Source organism: Streptomyces sp. AM25, from assembly GCF_058146165.1.
This window is the reverse complement of sequence record NZ_JBKIWN010000139.1, coordinates 60,810-78,680: the sequence shown is the minus strand read 5'-3', so window position 1 is coordinate 78,680 and position 17,871 is coordinate 60,810. Positions and strand designations below refer to the sequence as shown.

Below are 17,871 nucleotides of genomic sequence, written 5' to 3'. Positions count from 1 at the left end.
CTACATCGGTCTCGAGACGGATGCGGCCTCGCTGCGCGTGTACGAGGCATCGCTGGTGCCCGGCCTGTTGCAGACGCCCAACTACGCCAGCGCCGTGACCGAGGGCTCCTGGCCGGAGGCCACCGCAGCGGACGTCGAGCGCCGCGTCCAGGTGCGGATGCGCCGGCAGGAACGCATCACGGACCCCGACAACCCCTTGCGTCTGTGGGCCGTCATCGACGAGTCGGCGCTGCGCCGCATCGTCGGCAACAAGGCCATCATGCGTGAACAGATGGAACATCTTGTGGAGTTCAGCCTTCAGCCGCACATCACGGTGCAGGTGCTTCCCTATGACGTGGGCGCGCATCCGGGCATGTACGGGAAGTTCTCCATCCTCGAATTCCACGACCCGCAGGACGCCAGCACCGTCTATCTCGAAGGCATCACCAGTGACCTCTATCTGGAGAAGCCGAATGACGTACAGGCCTACAGCGTCATGTACGAGCATTTGCGGATGCAGGCCCTGAATGCGGAGGACTCGCGGCGGTTCATCCTGCGCGTCGCCGAGGACTGGTCGGCCTGACCGACCCCCGGCCGCCCGCGTGGCGGCGGAACGGTACACCTCCGCGTGGCCTGCGGGAAGAGGCTATGGATATATGCCATCCGGTCGAGTGAACAGCCCGTTCGCCAAGTGATGTTGGCGCGTAACGTCGATCGCACCTCGGGAAACCGGCGTACTGACAGGCATTGCTCACAGGTATCGGAGTAACACCATGGCGATTCAGCAGGGAATGACCACCTGGCGGAAGTCCTCCTACTCGCTGGCCAACGGCGACTGTGTGGAGGTCGCTTCGCCCCTTCCGCAGGCCATCGCGGTCCGTGACTCGAAGAACCCGGAGAGCCCGGCCATCGCCTTCTCCCCGGAGTCCTGGACCGCCTTCGTGGCCGACGTCAGCGGCTGCTGACTTCCACGGCCCAGCCCTCTCGACCGGTCCGCCGCCTTGGCCGAGAGGGCTTTTCCCTGCGCACGGACGAACAGGAACGGACGTGAAAAGGGTGGGACCCCGGTCCCACCCTTTTCCGCGCGTCAACCCTTGGTCGGCCGCACGGTTCCCATGATCTTGTCGATCTGCTCGGCACCGAGGGCGTTGGGAACGCCCTGGTCGGCGTAGATCACCCAGCCGTGGAAGGTGCCGTCCGGCAGCTTCTGCGCGATGCTCTTCACGATCGCGGTCGGCGGCACGCACTCACTGGCCCTGTTGGCGATCGTCACCTTGGCCGTGGCCGTGTACCCCTCGATGCCGTTGTGCTTCCACGGCACCGCCTCGCCGACCTCGATCTTGGGCTTGTTCTTCAGCCCGCCGTAGGCCATGACGCCCCAGTTGCCCGCCCAGTTGCGGGCGTTCTCCTGCAGCGTGCCGTCCTTGCCGCCGCCGGTCGTGCCGACCGTGGCGAGCTGCCCCTTGCCGGCCTCGCCGAACGCGTCGGGGTTGGGGCTCGACGAGCAGCCGCCCTCACGGTAGTTGGCGGTGCCCCGCATGGTGACGACCGGCTTGCTGTCCTCGGTGTACGAGATCATCGTGTCGGTCGGGAAGATCTTCCAGTGGTCGCCCTTGGGCGGCACGTCGTAGGCGAAGTGGTGGTCGCCGTTCACCTGCGTCTGCCACCCGGCGACCAGCGCCTTGCCGCCCGACGGACCCTGCGGCGCCACGCTGGTGTCCGGCGCGGGCCGGCCGCCCTGCTGCTGCGCCGGTGCGGACGGCGCCTGCGAGGCCGCCGCAGACGACGACGCCTTCTTGTCGTCGCTCTTCCCGCTCGTGAGGACGTATGCCAGACCGCCGCCGATGACGGCCAGCGCCACGACACCGCCGACGGTGGCGAGCAGCGCCCTGCTCTTCGCCGGCTCGGGCTCCGGGCCCGACGGGGGGATCGGAGCCATCGGGGCGGTCGAGACCGGGGCCCCGCCGAAGGCCCCCGGGCCGCCCGGCCCGGGCACGGGCGCGGGCGGCGGGGGAACCGCCCCGCCGCCGGGCGGCGGCGGGGGCGCCGGCACCGCGGGCTGCCCGATGACGGTCGGCTGCGCATGTCCGGTACCGTCCGGGCCCCACACGGGAGGCGGCCCGAAGCCGCCCTGCGGAGGCTGAGGGCTCTGCGGCTGCGGCGCGGGCTGCTGTTGCGGATCTTGCGGGTTCTGGGGCCAAGACATGCGGGACACCTTATGCAAGGTGTGTTGCCGGTGAATCGGTGGCCGGCGACAGATTCGCAACACTTTCGCCTGCGCCCTGAAAAGGGCGCGGGGAACTGCGCGACCAGCCAAGGACGACCCGCAGGCTCAGTCGTTCCCCAACACCGGTAGCAGCTCGGGAAGATGCCCGTCCGAGGCCATAGCGGCACGCTGCCGCTCCTCCGGCACCGCCCCGTACAACGTCGTACGCGGGCGCGCAGCGCGCCCCGCGGCATCGGCTATCGCCACCAGATCCTGGATGGACCGGTACGAACCGTACGAAGACCCCGCCATACGGGAGATGGTCTCCTCCATCAGCGTGCCGCCCAGGTCGTTGGCGCCCGAGCGCAGCATGTCCGCCGCGCCATCGGTGCCCAACTTGACCCAGCTCGTCTGGATGTTGGGGATATGCGGGTGCAGCAGCAGCCGCGCCATCGCCATGACCGCGCGGTTGTCCCGGGTGGTCGGACCCGGGCGGGCGATGCCGGCCAGGTACACCGGCGCATTGGTGTGGATGAACGGCAGGGTGACGAACTCGGTGAAACCGCCCGTCTCCTGCTGGATCTGCGCGAGCAGCCGCAGATGCCCCAGCCAGTGCCGCGGCTGGTCCACGTGCCCGTACATCATGGTCGAGGACGAGCGGATGCCCAGCTCGTGCGCGGTCCTGACGACCTCGACCCACGTGGCCGTCGGCAGCTTGCCCTTGGTGAGGACCCAGCGGACCTCGTCGTCCAGGATCTCGGCGGCGGTGCCGGGGATGGAGTCCAGCCCGGCCTCCTTCGCCTCGGCGAGCCACTCGCGGATGGACATCCCGGTGCGCGTCGCGCCGTTGACGACCTCCATCGGGGAGAAGGCGTGCACGTGCATGCCGGGGACGCGCTTCTTCACGGCCCGCGCGATGTCGAAGTAGGCCGTGCCGGGCAGGTCCGGGTGGATGCCGCCCTGCATGCAGACCTCGACCGCGCCCACGTCCCACGCCTGCTCCGCGCGGTCGGCGACCTGCTCCAGCGAGAGCGTGAACGCGTCGGCGTCCGTGCGGCGTTGGGCGAAGGCGCAGAAACGGCACCCGGTGTAGCAGACGTTGGTGAAGTTGATGTTGCGCGTGACGATGTAGGTGACGTCGTCGCCGACCGTGTCGCGGCGCACGGCGTCGGCGATCCCGCACAGGGCGTCCAGCGCCGGGCCGTCCGCGTGCAGCAGGGCCAGGGCCTGGGCGTCGGTGAGCTTCGTCGGGTCGTCGGCGGCCACGGCCAGGGCCTCGCGCACGTCGCCGTCGATGCGCTCGGGGGCCATGCCCGGCGCCGCGGCCTCGCGCAGGGCCTCCCAGTCGCCGTAGACCTCGTCGAAGTCCTGGCGGCGGTCGCCGGTGCGGCCCTCGGTGTCGATGGCGCGGTGCAGGTCCGTACGGCCCGAGGGGACGAAGACCTCCTCCGGCTCCTGCCACGGCAGGCCCCGGACCTCGGCGTCCTCGCGGGCCAGGCCCGTCTCCGGGTCGGCCAGCGCGCGCACGTGGGGCAGCAGCCGGGGGTCCAGCCAGGGCTCGCCGCGCTGTACGAACTCCGGGTAGACCGCGAGGCGTTCGTGCAGCGCGAAGCCCGCGGCGGCGGACTGCTCGGCGAGCCGGTCGATCTGCGGCCAGGGGCGCTCGGGGTTGACGTGGTCCGGGGTGAGCGGGGAGACGCCGCCCCAGTCGTCGATGCCGGCGCCGATGAGGCGCGCGTACTCGCCGTCGACCAGGTTCGGCGGGGCCTGCAGGCAGGCCGAGGGGCCCATGATGTGCCGGGCGACGGCGACGGTGGCCACGAGCTCGTCCAGCTCGGCGTCCGGCATGCCGCGCATCGCCGTGTCCGGCTTGGCGCGGAAGTTCTGCAGGATGAGCTCCTGGATGCCGTGGTAGGAGCGGGAGATACGGCGCAGCGCGAACAGCGAGTCCGCACGCTCCTCGTACGTCTCCCCGATGCCGATGAGCAGCCCGCTGGTGAACGGGACGGAGCTGCGCCCGGCGTCCTCCAGGACGCGCAGCCGGACGGCCGGCTCCTTGTCCGGCGAGCCGTGATGCGGGCCGCCGGGCTCGCTCCACAGGCGCTCGGCCGTGGTCTCCAGCATCATGCCCATCGACGGGGCGACGGGCTTGAGCCGCTGGAAGTCCGTCCACGACATGACGCCGGGGTTGAGGTGGGGCAGCAGCCCCGTCTCCTCCAGGATGCGGATCGCCATCGCGCGCACGTACGCGATGGTGTCGTCGTACCCCTCGGCCTCCAGCCACTCGCGGGCCTCGGGCCAGCGGTCCTCGGGCTTGTCGCCGAGGGTGATCAGGGCCTCCTTGCAGCCCAGTTCGGCACCGCGGCGGGCGATGGCCAGGACCTCGTCCGGCGACATGAACATCCCGTGGCCGGCGCGGCGCAGCTTGCCGGGGACGGTGGCGAAGGTGCAGTAGTGGCACTTGTCGCGGCAGAGGCGGGTGAGCGGGATGAAGACGCTCTTGGAGTACGTGATGACGCCGGGCCGCCCGGCGGCCTCCAGGCCCGCGTCGCGCACCCGGGCGGCGGACGCGCACAGGTCCACGAGGTCCGCGCCGCGGGCCTGCAACAGGACCGCGGCCTCGGCGACATCCAGCGCAACACCGTCCCGCGCCCGTTTGAGCGCGCGCCGCATGGCGTTGGCGGTCGGCTGCTGCCTTGATTCCTGTGCGCTGGAAGTCATTGTCCGAGCATACGAGCGGACACTGACAGCGACACGTAGCGGAAGGCGATGGCCCATGTGCCTCTCGTCACGTCAGACGGAGGCAGCCTCCGCAGACTTGGGGACCGCTCCTCACAGGAACTCCGCGTGCGCGTCCAGCGCCCGCAGCACTTCCCCCTCGCCGGCCGACGGAAGCCCCACCACCGTCTCCTCGATCCCCAACTCCGCGAGGTGCGCGAGCTTCCCCGCCGAGGGGTGCACCGCGTACGGCACCACCTCCGGCTCGCCGTGCCGCCCCGCCGCCCGCCACACCCGGTGCAGCTCGGGCAGCGACTCGCGCAGACCCTTGCCGCCGACGGGCATCCAGCCGTCCGCGTACTCGGCGATCGCCGCGAACAGCCGGGGCCCGGCCCCGCCCCCGAGCAGCGTGCGCGGCCCGACCAGCGGCGGGCCGCCCTTGCGGTCCCGCGGCACCTGCACCGGCTTGGGATGCGCCCAGCTGGCCCGTACGGCCCCGAACTCGCCCACGTACGCCGTCGGCTCCTCCGCCCACAGCGCCCGCATCAGCGCCATCCTGTCGCGCACCAGACGGCGCCGCGACCGCCACGCGACCCCGTGGTCGGCGGCCTCCTCCACGTTCCACCCGAAGCCGGCGCCGAAGGTGAAACGGCCCCCGCTCAGGTGGTCGAGCGAAGCCACCTGCTTGGCCAGCACGATCGGGTCGTGCTGGGCGACCAGGCAGACGCCCGTCCCGATCCCGATCCGGTGCGTGACGGCCGCGGCCTGGGCCAGCGCCACGAATGGGTCATAGGCCCGCCCGTACTCCGGCGGCAGCGGCTCGCCCATGGGGGCGGGGGTGTCCCGGCTCGCCGGGATGTGCGTGTGCTGCGGCAGGTACAGCCCGGCGAAGCCGCGCTGCTCCAGCTCCCGGGCCAGCCGGACGGGGCTGATCGTCTCGTCCGTGAGGAAGATCGTGGTGGCGATCCGCATGAGGCACCTCCGTCGCGGGGGCTGTATGTGACCCAAGGTATGCCCTGACGCCCCGCCACGACCCGCACGACAGACGGACACGGGTGCGACGGCACCTGTTCCGCGAGACGCCACTCGGGCGTACGACGGTGGAGGCACACGCTCACGGAAGGACGGACCATGCAACGTCGCAACGTTCTCAAGATGACGGCTATCGCAGGAGCCGCGAGTGTGCTTACGCTCGAAGGCGTGACGTTCGCTCACGCCGACGGGGCCGGCTCGCGGTCCTCCGGCGAAGAGACCCGCAAGGTCACCGGCCGGCTGGCGGCCGGTGCTCCGGACTTCGTCCACCTCCCCGTGGAAGTCCCCGGCGGCGTCCGCGAGATCGCCGTCTCCTACACCTACGACAGACCCTCGGTACCGCTCGGCACCCAGGGCAACGCACTGGACATCGGCATCTTCGACGAGCGCGGCACGGAGCTCGGCAGCGCCGGCTTCCGGGGCTGGTCGGGCGGTGCGCGCAAGGAATTCGCCGTCAGCGCGGAGCAGGCCACCCCCGGCTACCTGGCCGGTCCCGTCGGGCCCGGCACCTGGCACGTCGTCCTCGGCCCGTACACGGTGGCCCCGCAGGGCCTGGCGTACGAGGTCACGGTCACCCTGCGGTACGGGAGACAGGGCGTCACCCCGCGGCCCGTCTACCCGCCCCAGCGTGCCAGGGGCCGCGGGCGCGCCTGGTACCGGGGCGACAACCACCTGCACAGCGTCTACTCCGACGGCCTGCGCACCCCCGCCGACATCGCGGCCGCGGCCCGGGCGGCCGGCCTGGACTGGATCACCACCACCGAGCACAACACGACCTCCTCGCACGGCGCGTGGGAGGGCCTGTGGGGCGATGACCTGCTGATCCTCACCGGCGAGGAGATCACCACGCGCAACGGCCACGTGGTCGCCCTGGGCACCGACCCCGGCGTCTTCCTCGACTGGCGCTACCGCGCGCGCGACCGCGTCTTCCCGCACGTGGCCCGCCGGATCCACCAGGCGGGCGGCCTGGTCGTCCCTGCGCACCCGCACGCCACGTGCATCGCCTGCAACTGGAAGTTCGGCTTCGCGGAGGCGGACGCGGTGGAGGTGTGGAACGGTCCGTACACCCCCGACGACGAGGAGACGATCTCGGAGTGGGACAACACGCTGGTCGCCACGGTCCGGGGCGACCGGCGGGGCTGGCTGCCCGCCATGGGCAACAGCGACGCACACCGCGAGCCGCAGGTGGTGGGCCTGCCCCAGACGGTGGTCCTGGCGGACGACCTGTCGCGCCCGGCCCTGCTGGCCGCGATCCGCGCGGGCCGCAGCTGGATCTGCGAGTCGTCGAAGGTACAGCTGACGTTCGAGGCGGTCGGCGGCGGCCGGGGCGCGCACGCAGGCATCGGCGAACGCCTGCCGGTGGACCGGGAGGCCTCGGTGACGGCACGGCTGAAGGTCTCCGGCGTCCCGGCCGGCTGCACGGCCTCGTTCGTGACGGACCAGGGCACGCTGTTCACGGCCCCGGTGCCGAGCGGGGGCGGGACGGTGGAGTGGCGGACGACGCCGGCGTATGCGGCATACGTACGGGCGGAGGTACGGCACCCGGCGGACTCGGGGAGCGTGCTTCCGGGGGCCATGGTGGCGCTGACGAACCCGATTTTCCTGGGACGGGAGTAACCGGCGTAGATCCATTATCGGTGAGGGCAGCGGGGTGCGTCACCATCCGCCCGAACGATCTTCGCTCCGGAAAACGGCCATAGCGTTACGGCCATGGACGCAGCGGAACCCCGTGATGCCGCACTGGCGGCGGAACTTGTGAGCATGGCGGAGGCGGACCGGCGGACGTCGCCGGGCGCGAACAGCGAGAACCCGGCTGAGCGGTTGGCGTGGCACCGTCTGACCGCTCAGCACGGCGACCGTCTCGCCGAGATCATGACCGAGCACGGCTGGCCGACCGTGGCACTGGTCGGTGAGGAGGCGGCAACGAGCGCGTGGCTGATCGCTCAGCACGCGGACCGCCGGCTGGACGTGCAGCGGAGGGCGCTGCGTCTGATGGAACAGGAGGCCACAACGCCCGCTCGCCAGTTGGCGTTTCTCCGCGATCGGGTGCTGGTGAACGAGGGCCGCAAACAGGTGTACGGCACGCAGATAGCGGGGGTGGGGAAGGACGGCACACCGGTGCCGTGGCCGTGTGAGGAGCCGGAGCGCGTGGACGAGTTGCGGGCGGGGGCGGGGATCGAACCGTTCGGGGAGTACGTGGCGAAGTTCATGTGAGCTGATGGAGTCGACCGGAGTCGACGCTTCCGGCAGCAGAAACCCTCAATACGAGCCCGCTGCAGTGAGGGTTTACGCTGCCGGAAGCGCCCCGCGACAGTCGCGGCACCGCCCGGGGTGATCGGCCCGGAAGGCTCGTTCGCAGCCGTCGCAGGTCTGGAACGGCAGGGGGCGTCGAACCGGTGGTTCGTCCGACTCGGCAGGCAGCGCAGGCGGCAGCCAGTTGGCGAGGCGGTAGGCCAGGAACTGGGCGGGCCAGGGGATGGCGCCGGCCGGCAGACCGGCGCACAGGGTGCGGACGATCTGCGGGGCACCGATACCCCGATCCAGCCAGCCGCGCAGGGCCGGGGACAGGCGACGCACGTCCTTGACGGTCAGCAGCAGCCTCGGATCGCGCCGCCGCAGCCCGGCGAGCAACTCGGCTGCGGGCCCGTCAACAGGCGGCAAGGGCTGGGCCTTTCGGGCGGCCCGCTTCATAAGATCAACGGGCTTGCGGGCCCCGCCGGTGGCGCCGGTGGCGCCGGGCCGCTCGTACCACCGCGTCACGGTCACGACCCGCCCGCCCTCGGTACGGACGCGCTTGCGCTCCAGGTAGCCGGCCCGCTCCAACTCCCGCAGGGCGCGAGCGATGGTGATCTCGCCTTCGCGGAAGCGCCGGGTGAGGTCCTTGATGCCGATGGTGGCCCCGTCGGGCAGCGACTGCACGTAGACGCCGATGCCGATGGCGACGAGGGACAGGTCGGGGTGCTGGGCGAGGTGGTTGCCCACGACGGTGAAGTGGGACTCGTGCCGGTGCCGGATGTGGGTCACCCCGGCGTGAGGAGGCCCGGTGCGCACGCGGGCGTGCGCGCTAGACTGCGCGTCAGTCACAGGGAAGCCTCTATCTTCCTCGATGATCAGGCCCTCGTTCGGGACTCCACTCCCGGGCGGGGGCCGTCGTCTTTTTCGGTTGTCGCGGCGACCGTACCGCGCGGATTCGCGCGCATGCCAGCGCGTCACCTGATGGAGTGACGCGCGGGGGGGTTGGGTTGGTATTGGTGCTTCGCCAGTTCTTCAACGGGGTGGCGGGGGAGGCTAGTTCGCGGCGCACCGAAGCCTGGAAACCTCGATGCGGATCACCAACTGAGCTGCTTCTGCTTTCAGTTACGGGCATCCCGCTATGCTCCAGCTTGCGATGAATCACTGACGTGGCCGCCTGTCCGGGGCGCGGCTGTCTTCGGCTGTACCGGGAATGACCGCCCCCATCGTGGGAGCGGTCGTCCGGTGGCGGCTGGAGGCGCGGCACCGGACGTGACGACCGTTGCATGGTGCACCCCCACCGTCGGAACTGGCGGGGGACACCTGAGCGTCACGAACCTTCCTGACCGGAGTCCATCGCTGTGTCCCCAGCAGCGATGGGCTTCGCTCACCGCGCGCCCCTCTCACACCTGGCTGATACGAGCTGGCCGACCACTCAAAGCCGGTCGAGCATGCGGGTCGCAGCCACCGTACCGACCGGATGACACGCCATCCACCAGAGACGCTAAACGCCATGGCCACGCCAGTACTTCGCTTCGACCAAGTGAGCTAACCCCTTCGCCGCGCACGCGTACTTGACGACACATGCGTGAAGGCCCCACGGTCGTGCAACCGGCCCAACCAGCTCGCCAACGGAGGCGGTCATGGCGCTACGGTTCATCGCGAAAGATCCCAACACCGACGGCCGCGACTGCCCCACTGTGTGGGTGGACGAGAAGACCCGTGACCTCGTGCTCCAGGGGTGGAAGGCCGACGACAAGACACAGGCCGAATGCCTGGCCACCGGGCATGTCCCGGAGAACGAGAGCGTGATCCGGATCCCTGCTCGCATGGCATCGGTCCTGAGGAAGGCGTGTGATGTCGCTGAAAGCGCTGAGCTTTGACGAGTTGCTCAACTCAACGGAGCGCTCAGCGGTGCACCTGGAGATGCGCGACGCATACGGCGTCGCGGAGGAGAACGCCGAATTCGCGGCGTGGAAGCGAGGCGACCACAGCAGCAGGTACGACCGCACGGGCCGCCGCCGTGAGTGGCTGGAGCTCGTGGCCGCCACCATCTCCCGTGGCGTGGTCATGCGCCGTGCACGCATCGTCTCCGAACCGGTCAGCGACTACATCCGGTTCGAGCACGAGGGCACGCCGCTCAACATCGAGGCTGGAGAGCGGGTTCGCTGGCTTCCCCGGCGCCGGGCGTCCGATATCGCATTGCCCGGGAACGACTTCTGGTTGTTCGACGAACGAGTCGTCCGCTTCGGCCACTTCTCCGGCGAAGGCCAGTACATCGGAGAGGAATTCACCGACGATCCGGCTGTGACAAAGCTCTGCGCCACGGCCTTCGAAGCAGTCTGGGAGCGGGCGACCCCACACGAGGAATACCAGGTCTGATCAGACAGGGCACCGGAAACCAGCTCATGGCCGTCTCGCCGTCCTCCAGTGTCCAGGAGGTCCGTAAATCCATCGCGGTACGCCTGCGCGAGCTCCGCCTCGACGCAGGGCTCACCGGCCGCGAGCTGGCCTTCCGGTGTGGCTGGCATCCTGCCAAGTCTTCACGGATCGAGAATGTGAAGACCCTTCCGTCCGACGCCGACATCAAGGTCTGGTGCACCGCCTGCGGAGCCGCAAGCCAGGCAGCCGACCTCATCGCCGCATCACGCACGGCCAGTTCCATGTACATGGAGTGGCGCCGGTTGCAACGCACCGGCCTGCGGCGACTCCAAGAGTCCTACATCCCCCTGTACGAGCGCACCAAGCTGTTCCGGGTCTACTGCTCCCACGTGGTCCCGGGCCTGCTCCAGACACCCGGGTACGCCACGTCCTTGCTGTCCTCCATCACGAGCTTTCGCGGCATCCCCAACGATGTGGAAGAAGCCGTCAATGCCAGAATGGCTCGCTCACGCGTCATCCACGAGGGCGATCACCGCTTCGCCATCCTGGTGGAAGAAGGCGTCTTACGGCACCGCGTCGGCAATGCCAATGTCATGGATGCTCAACTCAACCATCTGCTCACCGTGATGCCCTTGCCATCCGTCTCGCTCGGCGTCATTCCGTTCACCACAGAGCGCCGGATGTGGATGATCGAGCCGTTCACTATCTTCGACGACGCGCAGGCCGGCGTCGAGCTGCTGTCCGCCGATGTAACGCTGACAGCACCCAACGACACCCAGTTGTACACCCGGGCCTTCGCCGAGCTGCAACGCCTCGCCGTGTACGGCTCACAGGCCAGAGCACTCATCACAGCCGCAATCGACACCCTCGGCTAACTCGCCTGCAATCATCTGCAACGCCGTGGCCTGCAGGGGCGGCCCGCCTCTAGCGTCGATGAGCAGTAGGGGTCTCCCCCCTCTTCCATCCCCATCCCGTGCCGATGAACGGAAGCGCTAATCGCCCATGCCTCAACTCAACGAAGACAATCGCCCAGCACAGCAGATCCCGGCGCTCGCGCCGACGCTGACCGGCGACTCCGGCTCCCTCAACCTCACCCTGATCCGCGCAACCGTTCGCCGTGCTCTACAGGAGCGCACCCGTCCACCTCGGAACAGCGAAGTCCACGAGATCACGGCCACGTTGCGCGGCCACCTCCAGCGCATGCTCCGCGAGGCCCAGAGGCGCACCGACGGCATCGAGCGCGGCACCGAAGCCTGGATCCGGTGGACCGCGCTGATCATGCGCGCCGAGGACGACCTCTACCGTGTCAGCGAACCCGGCACACAGGCAGCGGCAACCCGCATGAACGACCTCGGTCGCACCTGCCGCCGTCTCGCCGACTGCCTCGACGAATAGCACCGAAGAACGCACGCACCCAGAGCATTGCTCAGAAGGGGCGCACAGCATGGGCAAGAAAGACGACGAGTGGGACCCGAACGAGAACAGGGACCAGGTCACCGACCCCAATGTTCAGGTCTCCCAGAACGGTAACGTCTACAGCAGCATGGCCAACGACGAGGAGCGCGAAGGGACGTAGCGCATGATCCACGGCGAGCACCTCGCGAGAGACCTCCGGCGCGACCACGGCTTCGTCCACATCGGCCGCACCAAGGACGGCAACGCCGTCATCATGCGCAAGGGCGACCAGTGGACCGTCGTACCGCTTCGGTGGCTCACCAGTGACGCCGTGGAATCCATCAAGGCTCAGGCTGGGCTCAACACGGCCTGACGCGATTCGTCATGACGCGGGAGGGGCGGAGGAACCCCTCCCCCGTAGGGGACGTTTCGGGGGCGCATCAGGGTCTTCCCGAAGGGCAGCCGCCGCCCGCCGTCCATAACATCGTTCGCATGATGGCTGAGATCTCCGAACCGGCACCCTGGGGCGCCCAGCGCGCCTCCCACGCGGACCGCGAGGCAGTGGTGGCCCGGCTGCAGCAGGCGGCAGCCGACGGTCGCGTCGACTTCGCCGAGCTGGATGCGCGGCTGGAGCTGGCGCTGAACGCCAAGACCCACGCCGAACTGGCGCTGCTCACCGCCGACTTGCAGGCGCCGGGCGAGCCGGAGCAGAGGCGGGCGCTGGTCCTCAAGGGGGGCCTGCACGGCGTGGTGCGCAAGGGGCGCTGGCAGGCGCCCGCGCACGTGACCGCCTACGGCGGCCTCGGCGGCGTCGTACTCGACTTCACCCAGGTCGACTGCGGGCTGCCCGAGATAGAGATCGAGGCGCACGGCCAGATGGCGGGAGTCGTCGTCATCGTCCCCGACGGCTGGGCTGCACAGACCGACGACGTGGACCCCGCACTCGGGGGCGTGAAGGACGGCACCACTCCGGACCGTCTCCCGGGCACTCCCCTCATACGTCTCACCGGCAACGGCGGGATGGGAGGCGTGGTCGTCCGCCACCCGAAGCGGCGGGAGCGCCGCAAGCTGAAGCGGGCGGCGGCTCTGACTGCCGCCTAGCGCGCCTCACTCCTCCACGACCAGCACCGGCGTCCCCGCCGTCAGCGTCTCCCCACGGAAGAACCTCGGGCTGCGCCGCTGCATCGCCAGCATCAGCACCGCCCCCAGCACCAGCAGCCCCACGCCGATGACGAACACCGACCCGACCCCGCACACCGAACTCCCCGTCCCGTAGGCCGGGTTCCACATGTCGTACAGCGTCTTGCAGAAGACGGCGGCCAGAAGCAGCCCGCCCAGCACCGGGAAGACGCCCTTGAGGAAGGCGTCCCGCGCAGACCTCCGCAGTTGCTCGCGGAAGAACCAGGTGCACGCGAATGCCGTGATCGAGTAGTAGAAGCAGATCATCAAGCCGAGTGCATAGATGGTGTCGACCAGCACGTTCTGGCTCAGGAAGCTCATCACCGCATAGAAGGTGCCCGTCGCCACCCCGGCCCAGATCGTCGCCCTGCCCGGCGACTTGAAGCGCGGGTGGACCCGTGCGAAGGAGGACGGCAGTGCCTCGTACGTGCTCATCGCCAGTACCGTCCGCGCCGCCGGCAGGAACGTCGTCTGGAGGCTGGCCGCCGCGGAGGCCAGGACGGCCACGAGCAGCAGCACCCCGAGCCCCTTGCCCATGACCGGCGTTGCCAGCGCCGCGAAGACGTTGTCGGCCGTGCGCGGGTCGCCCAGCCGCTTGCCCGCGAACATCTGGGCCGCAATGGCCGTCATCAGATACGAGCCGATCAGCACCACCATCGCCAGGATCGCAGCGCGGCCCGGCGTCCTGTCGCTCCCGGCCGTCTCCTCGTTGACGGTCAGGCACGCGTCCCAGCCCCAGAAGATGAAGATGGACAGCGACAGGCCCGCGGTGAACGCGCTCAGCGATTCGACGCCGAAGGGGTTCAGCCAGGTGAAGGAGAAAGCCATCGAATCGGGGAGGCCGCCCGAGCGCGCCTTGGTGATCGCCATGGCCACGAATACGGCCAGGACGGCCAGTTGGAGGCCCACCAGCGCGTACTGCACACCCTTCGTCGCCGTCATCCCGCGATAGCTCACGGCCGTCGCCACGGCAATGAACGCCAAGCACGTCAGGACGTGCACGACACGGTCGTCGTCGAGGGACGCCACCGCATCGCTGCCCGTGAGTTCGCCCAGCAGCAGGTAGAAGAAGGAGGTCGCCACCCCGGCCAGATTCGACAGCACGATGATCGTGGCGATCACCAGGCCCCAGCCGCACATCCAGCCGATGCGCGGGCCGAAGGCCCGTACCGACCAGGTGAAGGACGTGCCGCAGTCGGGGAGCGCCTTGTTGAGCTCGCGGTAGGCGAAGGCGACCAGCAGCATCGGGAGGAAGCCGGCCAGGAAGACGGCCGGGGTGCGCACTCCCACCTGGCCGACGGTCGGGCCGAGGGTGGAGGTCAGGCAGTAGACGGGCGCGACGGTGGAGATCCCGATGACGGCGCTGCCCAGCAGGCCCACCGAGTTGCCGCCGAGGCCCTTGGCACGCACCTCTTCGCCGGCGCGGGCCGTCACGCTCACTACCGTGTCTCCGGCCTGGGGCCGTGGGGATGCCTGAACCATGGGCAGGACGGTAGGTGGTGCTGTTTCCGTATACGGAGGTGAGAGATCCCCATGCCAGACCTTGAATTCCCGCACCCATTCCATCAATTGACCTTGTAATGCAAGATCCGTAGGGAGTTACGACAGGTAACAGGCAGGCTCACCCCACCCCCACCCCCGCCGCGATATCCGCACCCCCACCCCATTTGTCCCGATTCAAAATTTTCCCGTCCCGTCCCCGTCACTCCCCCGTCCCCACCGTCTCCGTATCCCTCCCCGACCGCAGCACCCGCCCCGGCACCGCCCCCGTCACCACGTCGTGCCGTACCGCCTCCACCCCGTTGACCCGTACGCTCACCACCCCCAACGCCCGTGCGTCCAGGCGCGGTCCGTCCCCCGGCAGGTCGTGCACCAGGGTCGCCGCCCCCGCGTCCACCCGCTCCGGGTCGAAGAGCACCAGGTCCGCCCACCAGCCCTCGGCGATGCGGCCCCGCCCGCGCAGGCCGAACAGCCGCGCCGGCTCGTCCGTCAGCATCCGCACCGCCCGCTCCAGCGGGACCAGCTTCCGGCCCCGCAGGCAGTCGCCGAGGAAGCGCGTCGGGTACGGCGCCCCGCACATGCGGTCCAGGTGGGCGCCCGCGTCCGAGCCGCCGAGGAGGACGTCCTCGTGGTCCCAGGCCCGGCGGCGCAGCTCCCAGCTGGCGTCGTCGTTGTCCGTGGGCATCGGCCACAGGACCGTGCGGAGCTCGTCCGCCGCGCAGATCTCCACGAGGCAGGCGAAGGGGTCCATGCCGCGTTCGGCGGCGATGTCGCGGACCACCCGGCCGCTCAGGCCGTCGTTCTCCTTCGTGTACGTGTCACCTATGACGTAGCGGTCGAAGGCGGCCAGCCGCCGGAAGACCCCGGCCTCCTCGCTCCACGCGCCGCGCAGCAGTTCCGCCCGGACGGCCGGGTCGCGCAGCCGGTCGATGCGCTGCGGCAGGGGCAGCCCCAGCACGTCCCCCCACCCCGGGAGCAGGTTCAGGGCGCAGAAGGTGCGCAGCGACATGTTCATGGGCGCGAGGACCGGCATGGTCAGCGCGACGATCCGGCCGCCCGCCGCGCGGGCGCGCCCGCTCGCGGCGAGCTGGCGGGGGACGCGGTCGGGGACGGCCGAGTCGATGGTCAGGACGTTCCAGTTGAGGGGGCGCCCGGCGGCCGTCGTCATGTCGACGAGGAGCTCGATCTCCTCGTCGGTGAAGCGGTCCAGACAGCCGTCGACGATGGCCTCCAGCTGTGTGCCCTCGTGCTGCCCCACCGCCCGGGCCAGCGCGTGCAGTTCCCCGGGCCGCGCCCGGCGGGAGGCGACGGGCCGGCCGTCGCCGTCGGCGTGAGTGGCGGAGCGGGTAGTGGACAGGCCCCAGGCGCCGGCGTCCATGGCCTCGTGCAGCTGCGCGGTCATCCGCCGCAGCCCCTCGGCGCCGGGCTCGGCGTCCCCCACCGCGTCCGCGCCCATCGCCCAGCGGCGCAGGGCGCAGTGGCCCACCATGAAGCCGGCGTTCACGGCGATGCGCCCCTCCAGCGCGTCGAGGTAGTCGCCGAAGGAGGACCAGGTCCAGGGCGCGCCCTCCTCCAGTGCGGCCAGCGACATCCCTTCGACCTTGCTCATCATGCGCCGCGTGTAGTCCGCGTCCCCGGGACGGCCGGGGTGCAGCGGGGCCAGCGAGAAACCGCAGTTGCCGCCGACGACCGTCGTGACACCGTGGCCGAGGGACGGGGTGGCGTACGGGTCCCAGAAGAGCTGGGCGTCGTAGTGGGTGTGCGGGTCGACGAAGCCGGGTGCGAGGACGAGCCCGTGGGCGTCCTCCTCGGTGCGGGCGCGTTCGCCGGTCCGTCCGGCCGCCATCACCTTGGCCGCTCCGCCCGGCGCCCTGTCGATCACCGCGATCCGGCCGGCCCGTATGCCGACGTCCGCCACGTAGGCCGCGGCTCCGGTGCCGTCGACGACGGTGACGCGGCGGTAGAGGTGGTCGAGCATGGGCGGCTTCCTCTCACTCGACGGAACGTCCGTACGGACGGATGGCATGCGGAAGCCGGGGCGGCGACCCGGGAGGCGCCGCCCCGGCGCACTGGGGGCGCGGGCGCTCAGCGGCGGCCCGCGGCCTGGCGGAAGCGGGTGGTGCGGTGCACCGGATCCGTGTCGATCTTCGGAATGACGTGCTCGCCGATGAGCCGGATCGTCTGCATCGTGTCCTCGTACGGCACTCCGACCGGCAGCCCGAAGACGAGCTGGTCCGCGCCCGCCTGCTCCCACCGCTTGCACTGGCGCAGCACATCGTCCGGGTCGCCGCAGATCATCAGCTCCTCGGCGACGAGCAGTTCGACGATCTCCTCGGTGTACTCGGGCAGCAGCTCGGGCCACCGCGGGATGCCGTCGGGGCGGGGGAAGGTGTCGTGGTAGCGGAAGAGCAGCGACTGGAGGTAGTTGAGGCCTCCGGCGGCGGCGATCCGCCGCGCCTCCTGCGAGGTCTCGGCGCAGATGGCCGTGGACGTCACCATCACGTTGTCGTTGACGAACGCCCCGACGGGCTCCGCGTCCTCGACCGCGGTCTTGTACGAGTCGAGGACCCACTCCATGTCGCCGACCTTCTGCACGCTGAACCCCAGCACGCCCAGTCCCTTGCGGGCCGCCATGGCGTACGAGGACGGGGACCCGGCGGCGTACCACAGGGGCGGGTGGGCCGGACCGTACGGCTTGGGCAGCACCTTGCGGGGCGGCAGGGACCAGTGGCGGCCGTCGAAGCCGGGGTACTCCTCGTGGAGCCACATCCGGGGGAACTCGGCGATCGTCTCCTCCCAGATCTCCTTGGTGGCGTCCATGTCGGAGATGCCGGGCAGGAAGCCGAGGATCTCGTGGCTGCCGGCGCCGCGCCCGGTGCCGAACTCGAAGCGCCCGCCGGAGAGATGGTCGAGCATCGCCGCCTTCTCGGCGACCTTGACCGGGTGGTTGACCTGCGGCAGCGGGTTGAAGATGCCGGAGCCGAGGTGGATGCGGTCGGTGGCGTGGGCGAGGTAGCCGAGGAAGACGTCGTTGGCGGAGAGGTGGGAGTACTCGTCGAGGAAGTGGTGCTCGGTGGCCCAGGCGTACTTGAAGCCGGAGCGGTCGGCCTGGACGACGTACTCGGCCTCCTCGAGCAGCGCGTGGTGCTCGGCGTCCGGGTCGCCCCGCCGCCTGCTCGCCGGTACGTAGCCCTGCACGAAGATGCCGAATTCCACGGGTTCACCATCCCTGTTTCTGACGATCCGTC

General features: G+C 70.2%; 18 protein-coding genes. 11 read left to right on the top strand and 7 right to left on the bottom strand.

Features of this window, described 5'->3' with window-relative positions:
- Both ACLHRZ_RS41050 and ACLHRZ_RS41045 read left to right on the top strand, forming a co-directional pair.
- Window positions 1-562: DUF5753 domain-containing protein (locus ACLHRZ_RS41050; protein ID WP_490423723.1), on the top strand; the 562-nt coding region annotated here is incomplete at its 5' end.
- A gap of 190 nt (window positions 563-752) precedes the next feature.
- Window positions 753-944, top strand: coding sequence for a DUF397 domain-containing protein (locus ACLHRZ_RS41045; RefSeq protein ID WP_390779956.1), 192 nt, complete (start codon window positions 753-755; stop codon window positions 942-944).
- Window positions 945-1,066: 122 nt separating this feature from the next.
- Here ACLHRZ_RS41045 and ACLHRZ_RS41040 read toward each other — a convergent pair whose 3' ends face one another.
- From ACLHRZ_RS41040 to ACLHRZ_RS41030, 3 genes are all read right to left on the bottom strand, one after another.
- Window positions 1,067-2,185, bottom strand: coding sequence for a DUF8017 domain-containing protein (locus tag ACLHRZ_RS41040; protein WP_490423722.1), 1,119 nt, complete (start codon window positions 2,183-2,185; stop codon window positions 1,067-1,069).
- A gap of 126 nt (window positions 2,186-2,311) precedes the next feature.
- Window positions 2,312-4,906, bottom strand: a complete 2,595-nt coding sequence (locus ACLHRZ_RS41035) for a bifunctional FO biosynthesis protein CofGH (protein WP_490423721.1) — start codon at window positions 4,904-4,906, stop codon at window positions 2,312-2,314.
- A gap of 111 nt (window positions 4,907-5,017) precedes the next feature.
- Window positions 5,018-5,875, bottom strand: coding sequence for a TIGR03619 family F420-dependent LLM class oxidoreductase (locus ACLHRZ_RS41030; RefSeq protein ID WP_490423720.1), 858 nt, complete (start codon window positions 5,873-5,875; stop codon window positions 5,018-5,020).
- A 159-nt stretch (window positions 5,876-6,034) separates the two neighbouring features.
- Here ACLHRZ_RS41030 and ACLHRZ_RS41025 point away from each other — a divergent pair, with 159 nt between their 5' ends.
- Together ACLHRZ_RS41025 and ACLHRZ_RS41020 are read left to right on the top strand one after the other, a co-directional pair.
- Window positions 6,035-7,552 carry a CehA/McbA family metallohydrolase gene (locus ACLHRZ_RS41025; protein ID WP_490423719.1) on the top strand — a complete coding sequence of 506 codons (1,518 nt, stop codon included), beginning with the start codon at window positions 6,035-6,037 and terminating at the stop codon, window positions 7,550-7,552.
- 93 nt (window positions 7,553-7,645) lie between these two features.
- Entirely contained in the window at window positions 7,646-8,149 is a 504-nt protein-coding gene (locus ACLHRZ_RS41020; protein ID WP_490423718.1) for a DUF6624 domain-containing protein, read from the top strand.
- Between the two features lie 72 nt (window positions 8,150-8,221).
- On the opposite strand, the gene ACLHRZ_RS41015 is transcribed toward ACLHRZ_RS41020, so the two are convergent.
- Entirely contained in the window at window positions 8,222-9,019 is a 798-nt protein-coding gene (locus ACLHRZ_RS41015) for a helix-turn-helix domain-containing protein (RefSeq protein WP_490423717.1), read from the bottom strand.
- A gap of 791 nt (window positions 9,020-9,810) precedes the next feature.
- Here ACLHRZ_RS41015 and ACLHRZ_RS41010 point away from each other — a divergent pair.
- The 7 genes from ACLHRZ_RS41010 (at window position 9,811) to ACLHRZ_RS40980 (ending at window position 13,045) form a co-directional block, all read left to right on the top strand.
- Window positions 9,811-10,050: a hypothetical protein gene (locus tag ACLHRZ_RS41010; protein ID WP_490423716.1), complete on the top strand. Its 240-nt coding sequence runs from the start codon at window positions 9,811-9,813 to the stop codon at window positions 10,048-10,050.
- A complete protein-coding gene (locus ACLHRZ_RS41005; RefSeq protein ID WP_490423715.1) occupies window positions 10,025-10,549 on the top strand; it encodes a DUF6879 family protein in 525 nt (174 codons plus the stop codon). Before ACLHRZ_RS41010 ends, ACLHRZ_RS41005 begins: the two co-directional genes overlap by 26 nt.
- 26 nt (window positions 10,550-10,575) lie before the next feature.
- The gene (locus ACLHRZ_RS41000; RefSeq protein WP_490423714.1) at window positions 10,576-11,424 is read left to right on the top strand and encodes a helix-turn-helix domain-containing protein; all 849 of its coding nucleotides are present in this window, start codon (window positions 10,576-10,578) and stop codon (window positions 11,422-11,424) included.
- A 127-nt stretch (window positions 11,425-11,551) separates the two neighbouring features.
- Window positions 11,552-11,944 carry a DUF6415 family natural product biosynthesis protein gene (locus tag ACLHRZ_RS40995; RefSeq protein ID WP_490423713.1) on the top strand — a complete coding sequence of 131 codons (393 nt, stop codon included), beginning with the start codon at window positions 11,552-11,554 and terminating at the stop codon, window positions 11,942-11,944.
- Window positions 11,945-11,993: 49 nt separating this feature from the next.
- Window positions 11,994-12,125 (top strand): hypothetical protein, encoded by a 132-nt coding sequence (locus tag ACLHRZ_RS40990; protein WP_490423712.1) that lies wholly within the window; start codon window positions 11,994-11,996, stop codon window positions 12,123-12,125.
- A gap of 3 nt (window positions 12,126-12,128) precedes the next feature.
- Window positions 12,129-12,317 carry a hypothetical protein gene (locus tag ACLHRZ_RS40985; RefSeq protein WP_490423711.1) on the top strand — a complete coding sequence of 63 codons (189 nt, stop codon included), beginning with the start codon at window positions 12,129-12,131 and terminating at the stop codon, window positions 12,315-12,317.
- A gap of 119 nt (window positions 12,318-12,436) precedes the next feature.
- A complete protein-coding gene (locus tag ACLHRZ_RS40980) occupies window positions 12,437-13,045 on the top strand; it encodes a DUF1707 SHOCT-like domain-containing protein (RefSeq protein ID WP_490423710.1) in 609 nt (202 codons plus the stop codon).
- A gap of 6 nt (window positions 13,046-13,051) precedes the next feature.
- Here ACLHRZ_RS40980 and ACLHRZ_RS40975 read toward each other — a convergent pair whose 3' ends face one another.
- The 3 genes from ACLHRZ_RS40975 to ACLHRZ_RS40965 form a co-directional block, all read right to left on the bottom strand.
- Complete coding sequence (locus ACLHRZ_RS40975; RefSeq protein WP_490423709.1) at window positions 13,052-14,605, bottom strand: APC family permease; 1,554 nt, start codon at window positions 14,603-14,605, stop codon at window positions 13,052-13,054.
- 220 nt (window positions 14,606-14,825) lie between these two features.
- Window positions 14,826-16,601, bottom strand: coding sequence for an N-acyl-D-amino-acid deacylase family protein (locus tag ACLHRZ_RS40970; RefSeq protein ID WP_490423708.1), 1,776 nt, complete (start codon window positions 16,599-16,601; stop codon window positions 14,826-14,828).
- Between the two features lie 107 nt (window positions 16,602-16,708).
- Window positions 16,709-17,839, bottom strand: coding sequence for an LLM class flavin-dependent oxidoreductase (locus ACLHRZ_RS40965; protein WP_490423707.1), 1,131 nt, complete (start codon window positions 17,837-17,839; stop codon window positions 16,709-16,711).
- Window positions 17,840-17,871 lie beyond the last annotated feature (32 nt).

What these genes read in the sequence shown, in the direction of transcription:
- ACLHRZ_RS41045 (WP_390779956.1), top strand. Translation starts at nt 753, where the DNA reads ATGGCGATTCAGCAGGGAATGACCACCTGGCGGAAGTCCTCCTACTCG.
- ACLHRZ_RS41040 (WP_490423722.1), bottom strand. Translation starts at nt 2,185, where the DNA reads ATGTCTTGGCCCCAGAACCCGCAAGATCCGCAACAGCAGCCCGCGCCG.
- ACLHRZ_RS41035 (WP_490423721.1), bottom strand. Translation starts at nt 4,906, where the DNA reads ATGACTTCCAGCGCACAGGAATCAAGGCAGCAGCCGACCGCCAACGCC.
- ACLHRZ_RS41030 (WP_490423720.1), bottom strand. Translation starts at nt 5,875, where the DNA reads ATGCGGATCGCCACCACGATCTTCCTCACGGACGAGACGATCAGCCCC.
- ACLHRZ_RS41025 (WP_490423719.1), top strand. Translation starts at nt 6,035, where the DNA reads ATGCAACGTCGCAACGTTCTCAAGATGACGGCTATCGCAGGAGCCGCG.
- ACLHRZ_RS41020 (WP_490423718.1), top strand. Translation starts at nt 7,646, where the DNA reads ATGGACGCAGCGGAACCCCGTGATGCCGCACTGGCGGCGGAACTTGTG.
- ACLHRZ_RS41010 (WP_490423716.1), top strand. Translation starts at nt 9,811, where the DNA reads ATGGCGCTACGGTTCATCGCGAAAGATCCCAACACCGACGGCCGCGAC.
- ACLHRZ_RS41005 (WP_490423715.1), top strand. Translation starts at nt 10,025, where the DNA reads ATGTCGCTGAAAGCGCTGAGCTTTGACGAGTTGCTCAACTCAACGGAG.
- ACLHRZ_RS41000 (WP_490423714.1), top strand. Translation starts at nt 10,576, where the DNA reads ATGGCCGTCTCGCCGTCCTCCAGTGTCCAGGAGGTCCGTAAATCCATC.
- ACLHRZ_RS40995 (WP_490423713.1), top strand. Translation starts at nt 11,552, where the DNA reads ATGCCTCAACTCAACGAAGACAATCGCCCAGCACAGCAGATCCCGGCG.
- ACLHRZ_RS40990 (WP_490423712.1), top strand. Translation starts at nt 11,994, where the DNA reads ATGGGCAAGAAAGACGACGAGTGGGACCCGAACGAGAACAGGGACCAG.
- ACLHRZ_RS40985 (WP_490423711.1), top strand. Translation starts at nt 12,129, where the DNA reads ATGATCCACGGCGAGCACCTCGCGAGAGACCTCCGGCGCGACCACGGC.
- ACLHRZ_RS40980 (WP_490423710.1), top strand. Translation starts at nt 12,437, where the DNA reads ATGATGGCTGAGATCTCCGAACCGGCACCCTGGGGCGCCCAGCGCGCC.
- ACLHRZ_RS40975 (WP_490423709.1), bottom strand. Translation starts at nt 14,605, where the DNA reads ATGGTTCAGGCATCCCCACGGCCCCAGGCCGGAGACACGGTAGTGAGC.
- ACLHRZ_RS40970 (WP_490423708.1), bottom strand. Translation starts at nt 16,601, where the DNA reads ATGCTCGACCACCTCTACCGCCGCGTCACCGTCGTCGACGGCACCGGA.